This is a genomic window from Paenibacillus sp. 2KB_22 (assembly GCF_052115745.1).
Lineage (GTDB): Bacteria > Bacillota > Bacilli > Paenibacillales > Paenibacillaceae > Paenibacillus.
Window position 1 is genome coordinate 1,519,204 of sequence record NZ_JBFRHG010000002.1, and the last position, 16,843, is coordinate 1,536,046.

Below are 16,843 nucleotides of genomic sequence, written 5' to 3' on the forward strand. Positions count from 1 at the left end.
CTAAGTCCGTCCATCAGTCAACAATTGTTTGAGGTGTTTAATCTGATTCCGTTCACCGGCAACGACAATTGTAGCTCCCGCGGTAAAAGCATAATCCGGACCTGGATTAAAATGCTTCTCCTTATCCTTGGTCACCACAGCAAGAATAACAGCGCCCGTAGCCTGACGGATATCCAGTTCACCAATCGTCATGCCTACGCTTGCTGCGTGAGGTTCAATTCGTAGCCATTCGATTAACAACCCTTCAAGCATCACTTCACGCTCATCTTGAAACTTCGGTTTATAGGTCATACCACCAACGATGGCGGCTACCGCCCGGGCTTCATCATCGTCCAGAGTGACAAGAGATACCATATCGCCCACCTCTTCAGGTGTATCCCCTGACTCCATATGGAACAGGTCACGCCTTTCGTCATTATGAATCACAATGACCAAGTGCTCACCACTACGGGTATGCAACCAGTATTTACGTCCAATCCCTGGTAAGTCTGTCTCTTTAAAGTGCATGATCTGCACCTCCTAAGGCCGACTCGTTCAAGGTTTCGCCCCGTAGTTCAATGCCTGTGATGCGTATCCTCATGGAACCTGATGGTGTATGAACAGACCTAACTTCCCCTTTGCGGCCAAGCAGCAATTGACTCCCCACTGGAGAGAGGAAGGAAATGCGACCTTCATCCGGATCCGTATCTTCTGGCATGACAATCATGAATGAATCTGACGTATGAAAATCGATATATTCGAAATCAATATGACTGCCGATCAATACAGCTGAGTCCAGATCTTCATCAGGGCCCAGAAGCAGTTTTTCCACATACTCCGTATATGCCAGCAGTTGTTTTTCCATTTGTATTCGCTCTGGATCGCGCACGTCGAAATAGGCGTCGAGAAATGTTCTTTTCTCTTCACCGAATGTAAATAGCTGGCTCACCAGCTTCTCTCTGCAATTATGGCGGGAAGTCCTATGGTTCATAATAGATTTCACCCCCTATACAAGCCTTGTTCTCCATGTTGATTGGCATGTTTCTCTTCATCATCTTGTTGTCCTCCTTCTGATTGTTAAAAGGCCCCGGGATACGAGACCTTCTTACCATCTTACCAAAACTAATATTTTAATCCAGTATATTCGTCTAACTTGCTTTTTTATTATCATTTGTGGTCATATCTTCCATTTAATAACTTAATTCTTCACATCATGTGGTAGATCCATAGAACATTTTAATTACTGCATAAAAAACATTTTATGGTTTTTTATCTCGTATTTTTATTTGCTTTACTGTATATTTAACTACAAACTTTTATTCAATTTATGCAAATAAGCATCTACAGACTTTAACACAATAAAGGAGTGCATCGAAAAAGTGTCCACGATAACAAAAGAAACTACAGAGTCCGTTCAAGTTACTGCCGCAGAATATGTTCATTCCGTCTATGAGTCGGTTGTCGCCAGAAATCCGCACGAAGATGAGTTCCATCAGGCTGTCAAAGAAATTCTGGATTCCCTTATTCCTGTTATTGAAGCACACCCGAAATATCGGAACCATAGTCTGCTGGAACAGCTGGTCGAACCCGAGCGTGTAATCACATTCCGTGTCCCATGGGTAGATGATCAGGGCAAAGTTCAGGTTAACCGTGGATTCCGGGTGCAATTCAACAGTGCCATTGGTCCTTACAAAGGCGGACTTCGCTTCCACCCTTCTGTATACTCGGGCATCATCAAGTTCCTTGGCTTCGAACAGATCTTCAAAAATGCGTTGACCGGTCTGCCTATTGGCGGTGGTAAAGGCGGTTCTGACTTCGATCCCAAAGGAAAATCGGATATGGAAGTTATGCGTTTCACGCAAAGCTTCATGACAGAACTGTACAAATATATCGGTTCCGATACCGATGTACCGGCAGGTGACATTGGTGTAGGCGCAAGGGAAATCGGTTACATGTTCGGCCAATACAAACGTATCCATGGTGGGCATGAAGCAGGCGTCTTGACAGGAAAAGGTCTGCTGTACGGAGGAAGCTTGGCACGCAAGGAAGCCACTGGCTTCGGCTGTGTGTACTTCGTGAAGGAGATGCTGCAATCCAAAGACCTCAGCTTCCAAGACAGCACAGTCGTTGTCTCTGGCTCTGGTAATGTATCCATCTATGCTATTCAGAAAGCCCAAGAGCTTGGAGCCAAAGTCGTGGCATGCAGTGACTCAGGCGGCTATATATACGATCCACAAGGCATCAACCTGGATACCGTGAAACGTCTGAAAGAGGTTGATCGTCTTCGCATCAGCGAATACATCAAAGAACATCCGCATGCTACATATACCGAAGGCTGTGAAGGAATCTGGTCTATTCCTTGTGATATCGCTCTTCCATGTGCGACGCAAAATGAGATCGATGAAGAAGCTGCTGCCCTTCTGGTCAAAGGTGGCGTGAAGGCCATTGGCGAAGGTGCAAATATGCCTTCCACCCTGGCTGCAATTGACGTCTTCCACGGCGCGGGCGTATTGTTTGGTCCAGCCAAAGCGGCTAATGCTGGTGGTGTAGCCGTGTCTGCTCTTGAAATGTCACAGAACAGCATGCGGTTGTCCTGGTCATTTGAAGAAGTAGACGCCAAGCTTCATGACATCATGAAGAACATCTACAACAGCTGTGTAGAAGCTGCTGAAGAGTATGGCTGTGAAGGCAACCTCGTAGCCGGAGCAAATATCGCCGGTTTCCTCAAGGTCGCTGATTCCATGATCGCTCAAGGTGTAGTCTGATTTAAATACGTGATTCTCCACGAAAAAGGGCGTTCCCATCTAATTTGGGTAATCGCCCTTTTTTCATTATCTTCAATTGCTCTAATCGCAGGGCAATGGTAAAGTGGTACTGACGTAATTCCATCTTTTTGTACTATTAAAGGAAGTGTTTACATTGTCTAACCAACCATTTGCCAGCACTGCGAGTCCTCATCTGAGCGCAGACTGCGAGCAATGTTTTGGCCTGTGCTGTGTTGCCTTGCCATACGGCAAGTCATCTGACTTTGCTTTTGATAAGGCCAGCGGCACACCCTGTCCCAATCTGCGCACGGACAATCGCTGCGGTATCCATACCCAGCTTCGGCAGAAAGGGTTCAAAGGCTGTACCGTATATGACTGTTTTGGAGCTGGACAGAAGCTGTCCCAAGTAACCTACGCGGGCAAGGATTGGCGTGATCATCCGGAGTCTGCAAAGGAGATGTTCGATTGTCTGCCTGCCTTGCGACAACTTCACGAGTTGCTCAGTTATATGAAGGAAATGATGATGAGACCGGAGACGTCATCCCTTCACTCCGCATTCAGTGAGTTATATGAGGAGATCGAACGCTTGAGCAATCTGGAGCCTGCGGCCCTCCTCCGTCTGGACATCACCCATTATCGCTCCTCGGTGAATCAACTCTTGGTTCAGGCCAGTGAAATGGTACGCGCGAATGTGCCACCCGCCGCTCATGGACAAGGGAAGTCGAAGAAGAGTAAAAAACGTAGCGGAAGTGACTTTTTTGGTGCCAACTTAAAAGGAGCTGACCTGCGGAGCGCAAGCTTCCGGGGGGCTTTAATGATCGCAGCCAATCTCCAAAATGCAGATATACGAAATGCTGATTGGATCGGTGCAGACTTGCGGGATACGGATCTGGGCGGTGCAGACCTGAGAGGTGGCATCTTCCTGACGCAATCGCAGATTAATGCAGCCAAAGGTAATGTGAATACCAAGTTACCTGATCATCTCAACATTCCCTCACACTGGGTGTAGCAAAAACATAAAAAAACAGCTCGGCCTGGATATCCAGGGACGAGCTGTTTTTTTATTGAAACGAACTACAGGAACGAAGCAGAATTATAACAAGTCGCGGCGAAGATCTTCAGCCGATTTCGGGGACAGGTGACCGAGCGGAATATCAAATACCGTTTTTGCACCCTTATGTCCTTCCACGCTCAAGCGTTGTGCGGCTCTGGCATACGCTACAAGTACACTCGCTGTAAATTCAGGATTGCTGTCGAGTTTCAGACCGAATTCAATAATTTGCTTTTGACCGGCACCTGTAACCCCACTGCGAATTACAAATCCACCATGCGGCATGCCTTCATGCTCGGATTTCAGTTCTTCTTCGGTAATGAACGTTACCGTTGTATCGTAATCTGCAAAGTAGTTAGGCATCGACACAATCGTCTCACGGATCTCATCCTGATTAGCACCATCTTCAGCTACCACATAACATTGACGCAGATGCTTCTCACGTGTAGACAGCTCTGGTGTTTCCCCTGCACGAATGCGGTTGATAACCTCTTCAACAGGAACAGTATACTGTACGCCCGCTTTAACACCTGGAACTCGACGAATCGCATCCGAGTGACCTTGGCTCACACCTTTGCCCCAGAACGTGTACTCTTTTCCTTCTGGCAGGATGGACTGTGCAAGCAGACGGTTCATCGAGAACAAGCCTGGGTCCCAACCTGTGGAAATGACACTTACATGACCGCCTTGCTCTGCCGCAGCATTCACTTCCTTATAGAATTCAGGAATCTTGGCATGTGTATCGAAGCTGTCTACCGTATTGAACAACTTGGCGATGGCTGGTGTCTGCTCCGGAAGGTCCGTTGCCGAGCCACCACAGAGGATCATAACATCGATCTTGCCTATGTATTGCTCCGCTGCAGAGATATGCTCAAAGCGAACTTCTGTACTTTCAGCGACCATCTGCTCCGGATTACGACGTGTAAACACAGCAATCAGTTCAAGATCCTCATTCTGGGAAATGGCTTTTTCTACACCTTTACCCAAGTTACCGTAACCAACAATACCCACTCTAATCATGTTCAATCCTCTCCTGTCTTCTTCTATAGTTGTCTATTACTCTATTATAAAGATATAACATACCATGTAACCTGTCAGGTTTCCAGTTCGAAATAAAAATACCTTGCAGCGGTGCAGCAATAATGCGGCTCCGCATGCAAGGTATTATGGCGTTCATTCATTATTTTAGGAAGGAAGAAAGCAGGAATCAACAATAGCCCTTATCTGGTGCTTATGATTCTGTCCAGGTCAACGTCAGTTCAATCACGCCTTCCTGCCCAGCCAATGTTCCTCCAATCAAGGACCAGACATCCTGCGTATCCGGGTCAGTTCCCTGAATAATAATATTTTTGTCATCGATCGTCTGACCCGCATCCGTCAACTTTTTGGCATTGAAGTACTCTTTATACAGCTCGGATACGGTTTTCATATCTTGTTCTGTGGAGAAAATCACCATGGCCGATTGCTTGCCTTCATTCTCACCGGAATTGGCTAAACGAATCGTTGCATCTTCCGGCAACGGGAAATCACTTGGCAAGTTCTCCGGCAATTCATTCGTTCCAGCAGCGGCCTCCTCACCGCTATCTGAATCCGATTCGGCTGGCGCAGTTGTACCCTCCGTTTCGGTCACTCCACTTGTTGTTGCTTCACTTGCACCTTCATTAGTCGCTTGTTCACCCGTTCCGGAGGAAACTTCGGTGTCCACCTTCTCCGTTTCACCTGTCGGTTCGTCTGCTGCGCTGCTGCAGGCACTCAAGGCCACCATCATCGCCAGTGCCACACAGGCCAATACATAACTCCTCCTCTTCACCATCCGATACCACTCCTTCTTGTTCGCTTTATGTGCTAATCACGCTCAAACGACTGGATTACAGGCACCGCATGAACGTTATTCTTGACCCATATCACAGATACAGATAATACACTTAAAGACAATAGACAGCTGGCTACCAGTATGGACAGGAATCGGGTGATCACTCTAAACTTTTTCATCCATCCCTCCTCCTCATCCTGTTCATCATGTGTTTGTGGGATCATCTTACTCATAGGTCACTCGACGTTGGCACTAATTTCATGATTTCGGCAGCAACAATATCCGGCTGACTGTTATGAATATAATGCTCGGCGTCAGGAACAAGTTGCTGGTTTCCTTGTTTTGACCATGAAGCAAATTTTGCTTGATCTGCTTGCCATGCCCGACTCCCCTCACTTGGTTGATCTGATCCTGCTGTCAGGATTGTCAGAGGAAAAGAAAACTGCTTTTTGTTCTCCAGCACACGTGATGCATTGATCTTGGAGTGACGCATCTCATCCATTACATTATCATTGTAAGCATGCTTCAATGTAGAGATAGTGGCGGCTTTTTTCATTGGCGTAGAAACCAACTTCGGGTCAATGACCAGCGTTGCCATCATCCGATCCGAATGAAGCAGTGCACGCGCTACGCCTGTTTTCACCAGGAATCGAGCTGAAGCAAAATACCATTCGGGCGTATCCATCTCCACCGTACTGTAATATTCAGGACTGCCTCCATCGATCATGACCATGCCAGCCACCTCATCAGGATACCTTTGCGCAAACCGGAGTGTCTCCAGCGAACCCAGAGAGTGACCTACCATGATGTAAGGTGGACGTTGCCCGGATGTTCGCAGCAATTGGTGGATCTCTTCCGAGATCGTATCGACATCACGGGGTTCATCCGTATAGTCGCTGTATCCGTACCCAAACCGATCGTATACCGCAATTTTCACCTTTGATTTCAACTTGTCATACAGCGGACTGAAATCCACGTACGGATTGGGTGTACCCCAGCCTGAGGCAAAAACCACCGTAGCTTCTCCTTTGCCAGCGGTGTAGAGATGCATGTTGCGACCACTCACTTCATAATACTTGCCTGGCGGGGGATAGGACTTCATATCCTGCGTGGATTGATACGCTTCATACGCTGTACCTGCCAGCAGCAAAAGTCCTGTGGCAAACATCATGCCTCCCAGCACCTTCAACCCTCTCCGTAACCCCTTCTTCATCTTCTCTACCCCTTATCCCCAAGGTTCATCTGTATATGTATGCTTCAATCGTACCCAAGAAATAGCGGGATTGAAACAATCCCGAGTCCAGTCCTTTCCCCAACTAAAGTCCAGTCTCATTCCCCTACCTGTGACGCAAAAAAACTGCAAATCTCCCATTCAGGAAACTTGCAGTTCATCTATACTTGTATTCTAAGCTTAATACCACAATCCATCTCACGCTGATCCTTACCTATAGTTGCAATGTAAGACCCACCGGGCAATGATCACTGCCCATCACATGGCAGTCGATATGTGCATCCGCCACCCTAGGTGCCAATTGATTGGATACGAGAAAATAATCAATCCGCCAGCCCACGTTCCGTTCTCTGACTTTCGGCATATAAGACCACCAGCTGTACACATCCGTACGATCCGGATACAGATGGCGGAAGCTGTCCACATAACCGGAAGCAAGCAAATCGGTCATCTTGCCACGCTCCTCAAGGGTAAAGCCGGAATTGCCCAGATTGGGCTTCGGATTCTTCAGATCGATCTCCTGATGAGCCACATTCAGGTCACCACAGATGATAACCGGCTTGATCTGCTCCAGTTGCAGAATATAACCCCGGAATCGGTCCTCCCATTCCAGACGGTAGGGCAGCCGGGTGAGATCCCGCTTGGCATTTGGTGTATACACGTTCACCAGATAAAACTCATCGTACTCCAGCGTAATCATCCGCCCTTCCGGCTCGCTGTCCTCCTCCATCCCGTAACGAACGGATATAGGCTTGATTCGGCTAAATACAGCTGTACCGGAATATCCTTTTTTGATCGCATAATTCCAATATTGATAAACGTCTTCCCCCAGGTCCATCTCAATCTGTCCAGCTTGTAATTTGGTCTCCTGAAGGCAGAAAATATCCGCCTGACTCTCCTGATAATAATCCATGAATCCTTTGGTCACACATGCCCTTAAGCCATTCACATTCCAGGACACCAGCTTCATATCCTCATCTCCTCACATCTCTCCAATATAGCACGGACGAATTCGAGGGGACAAGGTTCACGACCTGGAAATGAGATGAAGTTTGCCTATATTTCGCTTCGTAACTTGGAGAACACCGCAAGGTCAATATATCTGCCTTTCTCGAACTCATGCTGTCGAAGTACGCCTTCCTTCTGAAAACCTAGCTTGTGTAACAGGCGAATTGACGCCTCGTTCTCCGGTTCGACCTTCGCTTCGATCTTATTGAGCTGCAAGCTCATGAATCCAAAATGCAGCACAGCATGAGCCACTTCCGTCATGACTCCGCGGCCCCAGGAAGCCGAACGCAAGTCGTATCCGATCTCAGCACGGTTATGTACATCTTCATAGTTCAGGAACCCACAGGTTCCGATCACTTTACGAGTTTCACGGTCTTCAATCATCCAGCGTAAACCCGTGTGTTCCTTAAAGATCTTCATATACCAGTTCATCTCACCCTGTGCATCCTCCACGGATTCAAAGGGAGTGAATGGCATATATTGAACCACAGCTTCATCCGAATATAACGCGAGCAGATCATGGTTGTCCCTAGCCTCTGCCGACCGGAGGATGAATCGTTCTGTATGAATTAATGGAAATAGATCAAATGTAAATTGTTCATTCATGTCTGGTCTCCTTTGCAACATGTATTATAGAAGTCCATTTTACTACACTTGCCACCATCGAGCTTTTACGATTAATATATTCTATTAAGGCATTGCTGTAGAAAAGGATACATACGGAGAGGACGTGCTATCATCACATCATCATATGACGTTATTATCGTTGGAGCCGGTTCCATGGGCATGAGTGCAGGATATTATCTATCTCGCAGTGGATGCAAAACTTTACTATTGGATGCCTTTGATCCTCCGCATACGGAAGGAAGTCATCACGGAGATACAAGACTGATGCGCCATGTGTATAGTGGCGGGCCTGACTATATCGCTATGGCATTGCTTGCGCAGAAGTTATGGCATGAGCTGGAGGAAACGACTGGGGACCAACTGTTTGTTCCTTCCGGTGTATTGAATGTGGTCGATCCGGAGATTCATTCCTTCCACGACCGATTGAGCCATGCAGATGATGCAGGCATTCGTTATGAAACATTGCATGCAGCCGAGGTGATGAAACGCTGGCCAGGGATTACTGTACCTGAACATTACGAGGGCATGTATGAGCCTGATGCAGGTTATTTATATAGTGAACCCTGTATTCGTGCCTTTCGCAAAGCAGCCGAGTCTCATGGTGCAACCTTGTTAACTCACACTCGTGTGGAGCATATTGAATGCGGATCACATTCCGTTGCAGTTCAGACTTCGAGTGGTGAGACATACCATGCGAATCACATCATCCTGAGCGCTGGTGCCTGGTTCCAGACGTTGAAGCCCTTCGTGGATCTCCCGATTCAGGCCGTACGCAAGACGGTTGGATGGTTTGATGTACCAGAGGCTTTGTATGGTGAGACACATTTCCCCGGATTCACATTGGCAGGAAAAGAAGGTACATATTATGGATTCCCGAGCATTGGCGGATCAGGACTGAAGATGGGGCGTCATGATACAGGTCAGGTGTGGACACCTGGAAGTACAATGGCTGCTTTTGGTACGGAAGAGTCCGATGAGGGTGATCTTCGAAGATTGCTTGAGCTTCATATGCCGCAAGCAGCTGGAGAGTTGAAGCGTGGCAGTGTGTGCAAGTATGAATTCACTTCGGATGAAGATTTTATTATCGACCGACACCCTGCCCATGAACGTGTGTGGCTCGCAGGCGGTTTCTCCGGTCATGGCTTCAAGTTCGCAAGTGCTATTGGGCAAATTCTGTCCGATTTGGTGCAAACAGGGCACACGGATCAGGATATTAGCAGATTCAGCCTATCCCGTTTTCGTTAAGTACACGCCAGATGGATGAACATTATATGTATAAAATAGCCACTTTCCTAGAGGATGCAGTGTTACTTAGAACACTGCACCTCCAAGAAAGAAGGATACATAAGAACGTTATTTCATGTCCACAAGCCTAATTCACTTTGACGAGTCTCCATTGCTGATTGGCTCCGCCATTGTCGGCCCACTGAATGGTGGAGGCACCCGCGGTCAGGGACCCTTGATTGATATCCACCGTCAGGCCGCTATTACGATTCGCAAGTACCACATATCCTCCCACATCAATGGGCAGCCATTGCTGATTGTTGCCCCCGTTATCCTGCCACTGAATCAGAGCGGCTCCGCCTTGTGTGGAACTCGAATTCACGTCTAACAAAAGCCCACTGCCTACATTGCGGATGTTGTAATATCCGTTACCTGCCGACTCCAGCTTCCACTGCTGGTTGGCTGCTCCATTATCATTCCACTGAATGATCGTTGCCCCACCCGTAGAAGAAGCACCGTTAACATCAAGTGCAAGTCCACTGTTGCGGTTGATTAATTTGTAGATGGCCCCGGCTTCATACCCCGTGCTACCATTGTAGGTTGCACCTGAAATGACGTAAGTTGTAACCGAGTTGGCTTTGGCTGTAGCGGTAAAGGTTTTATTTTGCACGGAAATATTGGTCAGTTGCTGCAACTTCTCCGTCGAAGAGGTCCGATATCCCTGAGCAGACGTGCCTGTGTTCGTAAATCGACTCAGATCATAGGTTACCGTTGTATCCGTCGATTCCGAATTGGTTGTAACCAGTACAACTTTGCCAGAAGCTGCATCATAGGCTGCAAGGGTATTGGCATCACTCATACCGATAATCTTGTATCCAGGACGAATAAACTTGCTGTAGTTGCCCATGACATAATATTTTTGGTTCACGGTGTAACTGGACGTCTGCGTATTGTTCAACACGTTCTTGAAGAATCCCCATCCTTCTGCACTATCCACGGCTTGCCAATACACCCATCCACTTGCGCCCATATTGCGAATATCCTTGAGGATGGTACGTGACATCGTAAGTCCACTTGCATCCCCATCCCCATATTCCGAGGTCCACAGATGTTTGCCCGCAGACGTCGCTGTGTTGCGCAAAGCAGTACGATTGCTCCCGCCATACGTATGGGTGTTGATCTGAGTAATCGCTGATTTAACCGCATTGCTGTAGCTGTTAAACGACACATTGGTATCATCAATACTGTATTCTTCCGGTGCGCTCAGCTTCGTGGACAGCCCCTTCGCATTCAACGAAGCTTGTACCTGACTCAGAATGGTGTTCTGATCCGCCCGGTCAAAGTGCATGCCCTCCTGATCATTGCCCTGCTTCCACCACGTCGAGATCGGTTCATTCAACGGAGTTACACTATCAAATGTGATCCCCCAGTTATCTCGAAAATGCTTCACAACCTCGGTTAAATAATCGGCAAAATCATCGTAGTAATCGGGCTTGAGGTTATTCCCACCATTGGCCGAACCGGACACATTGCCACTGATCGTCATCCAGTAAGGTGCGGAATTCGCAAAAGCTTCGATGATATTCACGCCTTGCGCTTTGGCAGCCTGCAGCATATATCGTTGGTTTGCATCTGCATTCCAATCATACACGCCTGGAGAAGGCTGGTACCCAGGAACGGCTTTGCGATATTCAAGGACATTGGATGAGGGATTATCTCCGCCTCCAATGTTGTACCGCAGGATGTTCAGCCCCAGTCCGGTATTCGCGTTGAACATTTTCTCCACATACTCATCCCGATTGGAATATTCTCCAACCACTTTGCCCCACCACGCGAGGGATGTTCCCCATCCTTCCATAGTCTGATATTGCTTCGATGGATCGGCAACAGCCGTGTATGCTCCTGCAGCAGATACCTCTGTGCCTAGACCCAAGCTGCCTGTTAGCAGACTTCCTGCCAGCAGCAGCGAGCTCATTCGTTTTAACCACTTCATCCGCTTCACTCCTTGTGATTTTACACTTGCACTCCGATGTCAGAACAACTTTCTGATCGCTGTTATCCCCAGATTTTTTTAATTATTCTCTAAAAGGGGAAAATCCGGGGATAAAGGCGCACGCTTCGCTTCTTCAAGTTATTTCTGACCTCTCCGTTGTCGTGTAAATTTATATTTGTATTTTCCGGAACACGAACACCCATTATTGTGCAACCTCTCGGAAGGTCGCGTCTGACTTATCAAGTGCAGTAACGACAGCCTCCAATTTCAGCACATTGTTGTAATGTCTCAGATACAGGTTTGGGTTACTAAACGAGGCATACGATGTCCAACTGGTGTTAGCAAGTCCATTGACACGTTTGAACGTGGCGTCATTTCGGAACGTAGCGCTGCCGTCATTTTTTACGAGTGTGATGTTGCCATTAGTATTGCGCAGGAAATAACCCGGGTAATTCATGGACTCAAACGAAATTCCTGTTGCATTCGACAGCCCTGGAACGATACGGAATTGTGCATCCTCCGCCGGACTAACACTGGCATCGATCCGTGCCTGATAGTTGTAGTGACGAATGAAGCTACCCGGCACATTGAATGACTCCAACTTGCGGATATCACCCGGCTGTCCGGACTCTTTCAATACGGTCATATGCCGGACCAGTCCGGTAAGACCCGCAATCTCTTGTTTGGCACCCCAGGTCTGGAAGTTATCAGCAGAGTCGCTGTAATAATATTTTTGTGTCGCATAGCCGTCAAAGTAGATTCGCCATGAACCATTATCCAGCTGAACAAGCGCCGGACCTTCTACCCAGGATCCCCAACCTGCCCAATCCCCTGTACCTTTGAAGGTATAAGGACCCTTTAGCGAAGTGGATGTCGCATATTCGATGTACTTGGTGGTCTCATTCTTGGTAAACGCATGATAGGTTGAGCCTGTCCTCACAATAAAAGTGTCGATATAATTGGGAGCAATGCCTGCCAGTTCAGTAGGTGCAGACCATGAGGTAGATGTTAGATTGCTGCCTGAAGCGGTAATGACATAAGGTTTGAAATTCTCATAGTTGCCTGGTGAGAGGGACACGATAACGTTCAGACTGCCGTTGCTGTCTTTGAACCATTCCGGTGCCCAGGTGTGTGCGATTGTGGCAGGTGTGGATAATGTAATGTTACGAACAAATGTCCAGTTTACCTTATCCGGGCTGGAGGCGATGCCGATGGTGTTACCCGACCAGTTCGTGGTGTAGACGACGTAATATAGACCATCTGTGTGCTTCATGATGCTTGGATCGCGGATCAGATTGGCCGGAGGTGTATAGGTTGGCCCTTTTAGCAAACCATAGTGTGTCGCATTATAGGATTCATAGATATACATATTGGACTCACTTGTGTTCGTGAAGGCGGATATCGTATAGACACTTGTCGCTGCTCTGGCTGTATTGGGGAATACCACGGTTAATAGAAGCAATGTTCCAAGCAGCAGGATCATTCCGGCCTTGAAACCGCTGAGTCCTCTTGCTCTGTCTTTCCTCTTCGTTAACATCAGGTCATCTCCTTATCCAGGATTGAAAGGAATAATGAATTAGACTTAACATACCTTACAGCCGATTTAAACGTTATCTTGGAGTCATCCCTCTATAAGCACACCTTACGACTACCTGTTCAAATTCCAATTACATGAAGCATCACTCCCTTCACAGATCATGGATGAACAACCACCTTATATGTAAACGGTTACAAAAAATGTTGCTACAAATGTTCCCTATGCTTATTGTAAAAACCTGATGACCATAGTTTCCCCATTCCCTTAGCCTAATTCATTCAAAGGACTGAATCAGATGACTCACAAACCCAGGTCAATTTGGCTAAGAAAATGAGGTGTTATGGCTGCGATAAAAGGTAAACTTATGCGGTATGTGATGCTGATTTCTAGTCCTAATCCATTTCTTCAAAAAAATGCTCCAACTTGAACTCTCCCGGTTCAATTATCGTTCCGAACCATAGTTGGATATTGGTAAGACAGCTACCGACTCATACATGAACTACTCCACCATAACCCACGGATAACAGGATAATGCATCCAGCAGGAAACGTATACGTGTTGGTGTTCTACCTTCTTCATCGAACAAAAGTAATTCATTCTCTTCCTGTAGCCATGCTACTGGAATCTTGTAATCCTCTTGCGGACCAATCTGCCAGTAACGGCCCAGATGATGTCCATTCAGGTGAATGGTTCCTTTGCTCATACCAGTCAGGCGAAGCATCAAGTTCACCTTATGATGCTCGGATAATACAGGCTTGGTGAAATGCCAGCGGTACCAGACAGGATGACCATGCGAGCCTTGTGCTTGAAAAGCATTAGATGTGGGTTGAGACTTCTCGCTCACCGCAGCACGTGAGCCTCCACCGTCTGAGGTATCGGCCACCGGGTTGGCATTCCAATTGCCACTTTTGGCGACATCGGGCTGTGCCGTACGCAGGATTGACCCCTGTACGCTACGTTGAGCCAGTTCTTGCCCTGTCTCGGTGCTCTCCCAATGTTCCGGGAGTAAGGCGTCCGTTCCTGCCATACGCCAATCCTTCAGTTCTCCCTGACTCGGATACGTAATCAGTTCCAGTCGATTCAGTGAGGAACGGCTATACGGCATTTCCAGTGTATTCGTCTCTCCAGGCTTGATATACAAGGAAATGTCTAGCGTCTGGAAAGCAAACCAATCCTGATATCCTTCCATCGGAACTTCGATGCCATTGATACGGAGGCCTTTACTCAAGGCACCTACCAGAATCGCCCGATCCATACGATCCAGCGTAAAGCTTCTGCTCAGAAGTGGCGATCCTTGGAGAGAGTTCACCTCATCCAGATGCACAAGTCCACTTTCCGTATGCCAATCCCGACGAATATCCTGAACCTTGCCATCCAGATACACAGCACCAGCCAGACCTTTACTCTCACCCAAATACGGAGAGAAGTTCAATCTGCCCATATGCTGCACCAGAATCTGAAGTGTGTTCTTCCCTTGGGCTACTTGTAACTGAACTCCTGCGGCACCTACCTGACGAACCAGTACCTGTTGTACTCCATTGACAATAATCCTGGCGGTATCCTGAATATCAGGCAAAATGAGACTGGTGATTCCTTCGGTTGCACTCTCGAAATCGCATTCGTACAATAGATAACCATAATCTTGTCCATACCGGGAAAAGTCTTCCGGTTGTCCACTCGCCGAGCGTTGCTTCGCAGTTAACGTAATACGAGACAGCTCAGGCGAAGCAGATAACGTCGGCGCACTCGGTGATCTCCACGGAAGCTGCTTCTGCATACCTGCAATAGACTCCTCGCTGGCAAAGAATTCGTGACCTGTTAATGTCCGTTCTCCATCTGTCCAGTCACCAAGCAGCGTAATCGTGCGATCCGGATCCGTGATCATGCCCTTGACCTGACCAGATGACATCACGTCCACGTCATCGAAACCGATCACATAACGTAGTCCCTTCTGATCCGTTGCTTCCAATCGCCATGTTCGATTCATCATCTCTTGATCCAGAATGACGAAACGGATCGGTGTGCCGTTTGCTTCCAGTTGGATCATTCCCGGCTCTTGGAAATGGAACAGGTCGAAGCGGTGTACATTCCTTGATGAATCATGCTCGACCAGCACTTGCACCGAACTGTCCATGACGTTCAAGTCCACGGCTTCCAGTTCAACTATGGAACGCTGCCCTGCTGGGGCCACGATGAACAGATTCAATTCTCCATTGATCATTTCATTGCCCGTTATCATCGTACCCGCAGTCAGGTATACGTGTTCAGCAATCTGTACTCGATCCAGCAATGGAACAATCTGGCCCGGATTCAGCGATACGGGAAGAGTACGCCCTTCTTCAAGCGTAATGTGCATCGTCTCGCGTTCATCCTTGTGACTCTCTAGGAACCACATTTTCTGGTTGTCTGCCTGTCTGCCTCGTACAGATATGCCTTCAGGATGACGTACAACGATCTGTTCTTCTGGAATTTCCTCTGTTTCCATCAGAAGTGCCCCAAAAGCATGGACGAAGTAAGACAGATTCTTGGTTACCGCATATTTCGGTGTCACCCGTCCATATTCGTTTAGCGGTGCATCATAGTCATAAGACGTAATCATGAAGATGTCACTGCTACCCATCGTTCTGCCGCCATATCCACCAAAATTTGTGCCGCCGTAGAACATGTAATGGCTGATTCCGGTATACCCGGCACGCAGAATCTCCATGATGCGTCTCTCCAGCAAAGGCGCCGTCTTCTGAATAGCCGAAGGCCCTCCCCAGTTCTCGAACCATCCGGTCCAGAATTCCGTGACCATCTTCGGGGTGTCCGGCTGTTTGGCTCGAAGTTTCTCATAATGCCCGTCAGCACCCGACCAGAAATTAGCCCCTTCAATCGTGCCTTCCGCCCCGCCAACGCAAGTAATCAGCGTAGCGTCAATGCCACGTTGCAACAATCCATCCCTCAGCGTATTCATATGGTCACTTGCCGCGGCGTCATCCATCAGGTACCCATACTCATTCTCCACCTGAACGAGAATGACCGTGCCCCCGGCAGATAACTGACGCTCCCGAATGATCGGCACAATCCGGTCAAAGTACAGGTTCACATAGTGCAGATACGTCTCATTATTCTCCCGGAACTTCACGCCTTCCTTCGTACCAAGCCAATATGGAAAACCGCCAAAATCCCATTCTGCACAGATAAACGGACCCGGACGTGCGATGACCCACATGCCCAGTTCTGCGCACAGATCCAGAAAAGCCCCACAATCGTTGTCCCCTTCAAAGGACCACTGTCCTTCTTCCGGTTCATGCACGTTCCACGCAAAGTAGGTGTCGATGCAGTTCATGCCTGCCAACTTCGCCTTCAGCAGAACCTCACGCCATTCCTCCTTCGGCATACGGAAATAATGGATCGTGGCACTGTTCAGAAATACACGCTCTCCGTTCAGGAAAAAACTGCGTGCATCGTACGTTAATTCGGATTGAACACCATTCTCAGCCCTGGCGATGTTCTTCTCCTGTTCCTGCAGCAAAAGGGATGCTTTCTCTGTCAAAGATATCCCCTCCTTCTCTGTATTTATATAAATTGAACTAAAGCTTATTTACACTGCGCACTTCGATGACAGAATAA

General features: G+C 47.9%; 14 protein-coding genes. 3 read left to right on the forward strand and 11 right to left on the reverse strand.

The genetic code is table 11. From position 1 onward, the window contains the following. On the reverse strand, positions 1-507 hold the full coding sequence (locus AB4111_RS17770; RefSeq protein WP_036617317.1) for a cation:proton antiporter regulatory subunit: 507 nt from the start codon (positions 505-507) through the stop codon (positions 1-3). Next, a complete protein-coding gene (locus AB4111_RS17775) occupies positions 497-970 on the reverse strand; it encodes a GreA/GreB family elongation factor (RefSeq protein ID WP_339236567.1) in 474 nt (157 codons plus the stop codon). The genes AB4111_RS17770 and AB4111_RS17775 overlap by 11 nt, the downstream gene beginning before the upstream one ends. 388 nt (positions 971-1,358) lie before the next feature. Here AB4111_RS17775 and gdhA point away from each other — a divergent pair, with 388 nt between their 5' ends. Both gdhA and AB4111_RS17785 read left to right on the forward strand, forming a co-directional pair. Then, positions 1,359-2,744, forward strand: coding sequence for an NADP-specific glutamate dehydrogenase (gene gdhA, locus AB4111_RS17780; protein ID WP_442032584.1), 1,386 nt, complete (start codon positions 1,359-1,361; stop codon positions 2,742-2,744). A gap of 154 nt (positions 2,745-2,898) precedes the next feature. After that, positions 2,899-3,753, forward strand: coding sequence for a pentapeptide repeat-containing protein (locus AB4111_RS17785; protein WP_442032585.1), 855 nt, complete (start codon positions 2,899-2,901; stop codon positions 3,751-3,753). Positions 3,754-3,837: 84 nt separating this feature from the next. Here the strand turns inward: AB4111_RS17785 and AB4111_RS17790 are convergent, their stop codons facing one another. The 6 genes from AB4111_RS17790 to AB4111_RS17815 all read right to left on the reverse strand — a co-directional run bounded on the left by AB4111_RS17790 (position 3,838) and on the right by AB4111_RS17815 (position 8,453). Next, complete coding sequence (locus AB4111_RS17790; protein WP_405170367.1) at positions 3,838-4,815, reverse strand: diaminopimelate dehydrogenase; 978 nt, start codon at positions 4,813-4,815, stop codon at positions 3,838-3,840. 211 nt (positions 4,816-5,026) lie between these two features. After that, positions 5,027-5,608, reverse strand: coding sequence for a hypothetical protein (locus AB4111_RS17795; RefSeq protein ID WP_442032586.1), 582 nt, complete (start codon positions 5,606-5,608; stop codon positions 5,027-5,029). 32 nt (positions 5,609-5,640) lie between these two features. Further along, on the reverse strand, positions 5,641-5,787 hold the full coding sequence (locus tag AB4111_RS17800; protein ID WP_165980244.1) for a hypothetical protein: 147 nt from the start codon (positions 5,785-5,787) through the stop codon (positions 5,641-5,643). A 50-nt stretch (positions 5,788-5,837) separates the two neighbouring features. Then, positions 5,838-6,821 carry an alpha/beta fold hydrolase gene (locus AB4111_RS17805; protein WP_442032587.1) on the reverse strand — a complete coding sequence of 328 codons (984 nt, stop codon included), beginning with the start codon at positions 6,819-6,821 and terminating at the stop codon, positions 5,838-5,840. Between the two features lie 232 nt (positions 6,822-7,053). Then, on the reverse strand, positions 7,054-7,809 hold the full coding sequence (locus AB4111_RS17810) for an exodeoxyribonuclease III (protein WP_442032588.1): 756 nt from the start codon (positions 7,807-7,809) through the stop codon (positions 7,054-7,056). 86 nt (positions 7,810-7,895) lie between these two features. Further along, on the reverse strand, positions 7,896-8,453 hold the full coding sequence (locus AB4111_RS17815) for a GNAT family N-acetyltransferase (RefSeq protein WP_442032589.1): 558 nt from the start codon (positions 8,451-8,453) through the stop codon (positions 7,896-7,898). A 132-nt stretch (positions 8,454-8,585) separates the two neighbouring features. Here AB4111_RS17815 and solA point away from each other — a divergent pair, with 132 nt between their 5' ends. Continuing rightward, positions 8,586-9,719, forward strand: a complete 1,134-nt coding sequence (gene solA, locus AB4111_RS17820) for an N-methyl-L-tryptophan oxidase (RefSeq protein WP_442032789.1) — start codon at positions 8,586-8,588, stop codon at positions 9,717-9,719. A 127-nt stretch (positions 9,720-9,846) separates the two neighbouring features. Here the strand turns inward: solA and AB4111_RS17825 are convergent, their stop codons facing one another. The 3 genes from AB4111_RS17825 to AB4111_RS17835 form a co-directional block, all read right to left on the reverse strand. Beyond that, the gene (locus AB4111_RS17825; RefSeq protein ID WP_442032590.1) at positions 9,847-11,691 is read right to left on the reverse strand and encodes an RICIN domain-containing protein; all 1,845 of its coding nucleotides are present in this window, start codon (positions 11,689-11,691) and stop codon (positions 9,847-9,849) included. 202 nt (positions 11,692-11,893) lie between these two features. After that, complete coding sequence (locus tag AB4111_RS17830; RefSeq protein ID WP_442032591.1) at positions 11,894-13,228, reverse strand: AbfB domain-containing protein; 1,335 nt, start codon at positions 13,226-13,228, stop codon at positions 11,894-11,896. A 499-nt stretch (positions 13,229-13,727) separates the two neighbouring features. Continuing rightward, positions 13,728-16,766: a beta-galactosidase gene (locus tag AB4111_RS17835; protein WP_442032592.1), complete on the reverse strand. Its 3,039-nt coding sequence runs from the start codon at positions 16,764-16,766 to the stop codon at positions 13,728-13,730. Between the last annotated feature and the right edge of the window lie 77 nt (positions 16,767-16,843).

Bases quoted from the DNA above. Each gene is read 5' to 3' on its own strand.
- AB4111_RS17770 (WP_036617317.1), bottom strand. From the start codon at position 507: ATGCACTTTAAAGAGACAGACTTACCAGGGATTGGACGTAAATACTGG.
- AB4111_RS17775 (WP_339236567.1), bottom strand. From the start codon at position 970: ATGAACCATAGGACTTCCCGCCATAATTGCAGAGAGAAGCTGGTGAGC.
- AB4111_RS17790 (WP_405170367.1), bottom strand. From the start codon at position 4,815: ATGATTAGAGTGGGTATTGTTGGTTACGGTAACTTGGGTAAAGGTGTA.
- AB4111_RS17795 (WP_442032586.1), bottom strand. From the start codon at position 5,608: ATGGTGAAGAGGAGGAGTTATGTATTGGCCTGTGTGGCACTGGCGATG.
- AB4111_RS17800 (WP_165980244.1), bottom strand. From the start codon at position 5,787: ATGAAAAAGTTTAGAGTGATCACCCGATTCCTGTCCATACTGGTAGCC.
- AB4111_RS17805 (WP_442032587.1), bottom strand. From the start codon at position 6,821: ATGAAGAAGGGGTTACGGAGAGGGTTGAAGGTGCTGGGAGGCATGATG.
- AB4111_RS17810 (WP_442032588.1), bottom strand. From the start codon at position 7,809: ATGAAGCTGGTGTCCTGGAATGTGAATGGCTTAAGGGCATGTGTGACC.
- AB4111_RS17815 (WP_442032589.1), bottom strand. From the start codon at position 8,453: ATGAATGAACAATTTACATTTGATCTATTTCCATTAATTCATACAGAA.
- AB4111_RS17825 (WP_442032590.1), bottom strand. From the start codon at position 11,691: ATGAAGTGGTTAAAACGAATGAGCTCGCTGCTGCTGGCAGGAAGTCTG.
- AB4111_RS17830 (WP_442032591.1), bottom strand. From the start codon at position 13,228: ATGTTAACGAAGAGGAAAGACAGAGCAAGAGGACTCAGCGGTTTCAAG.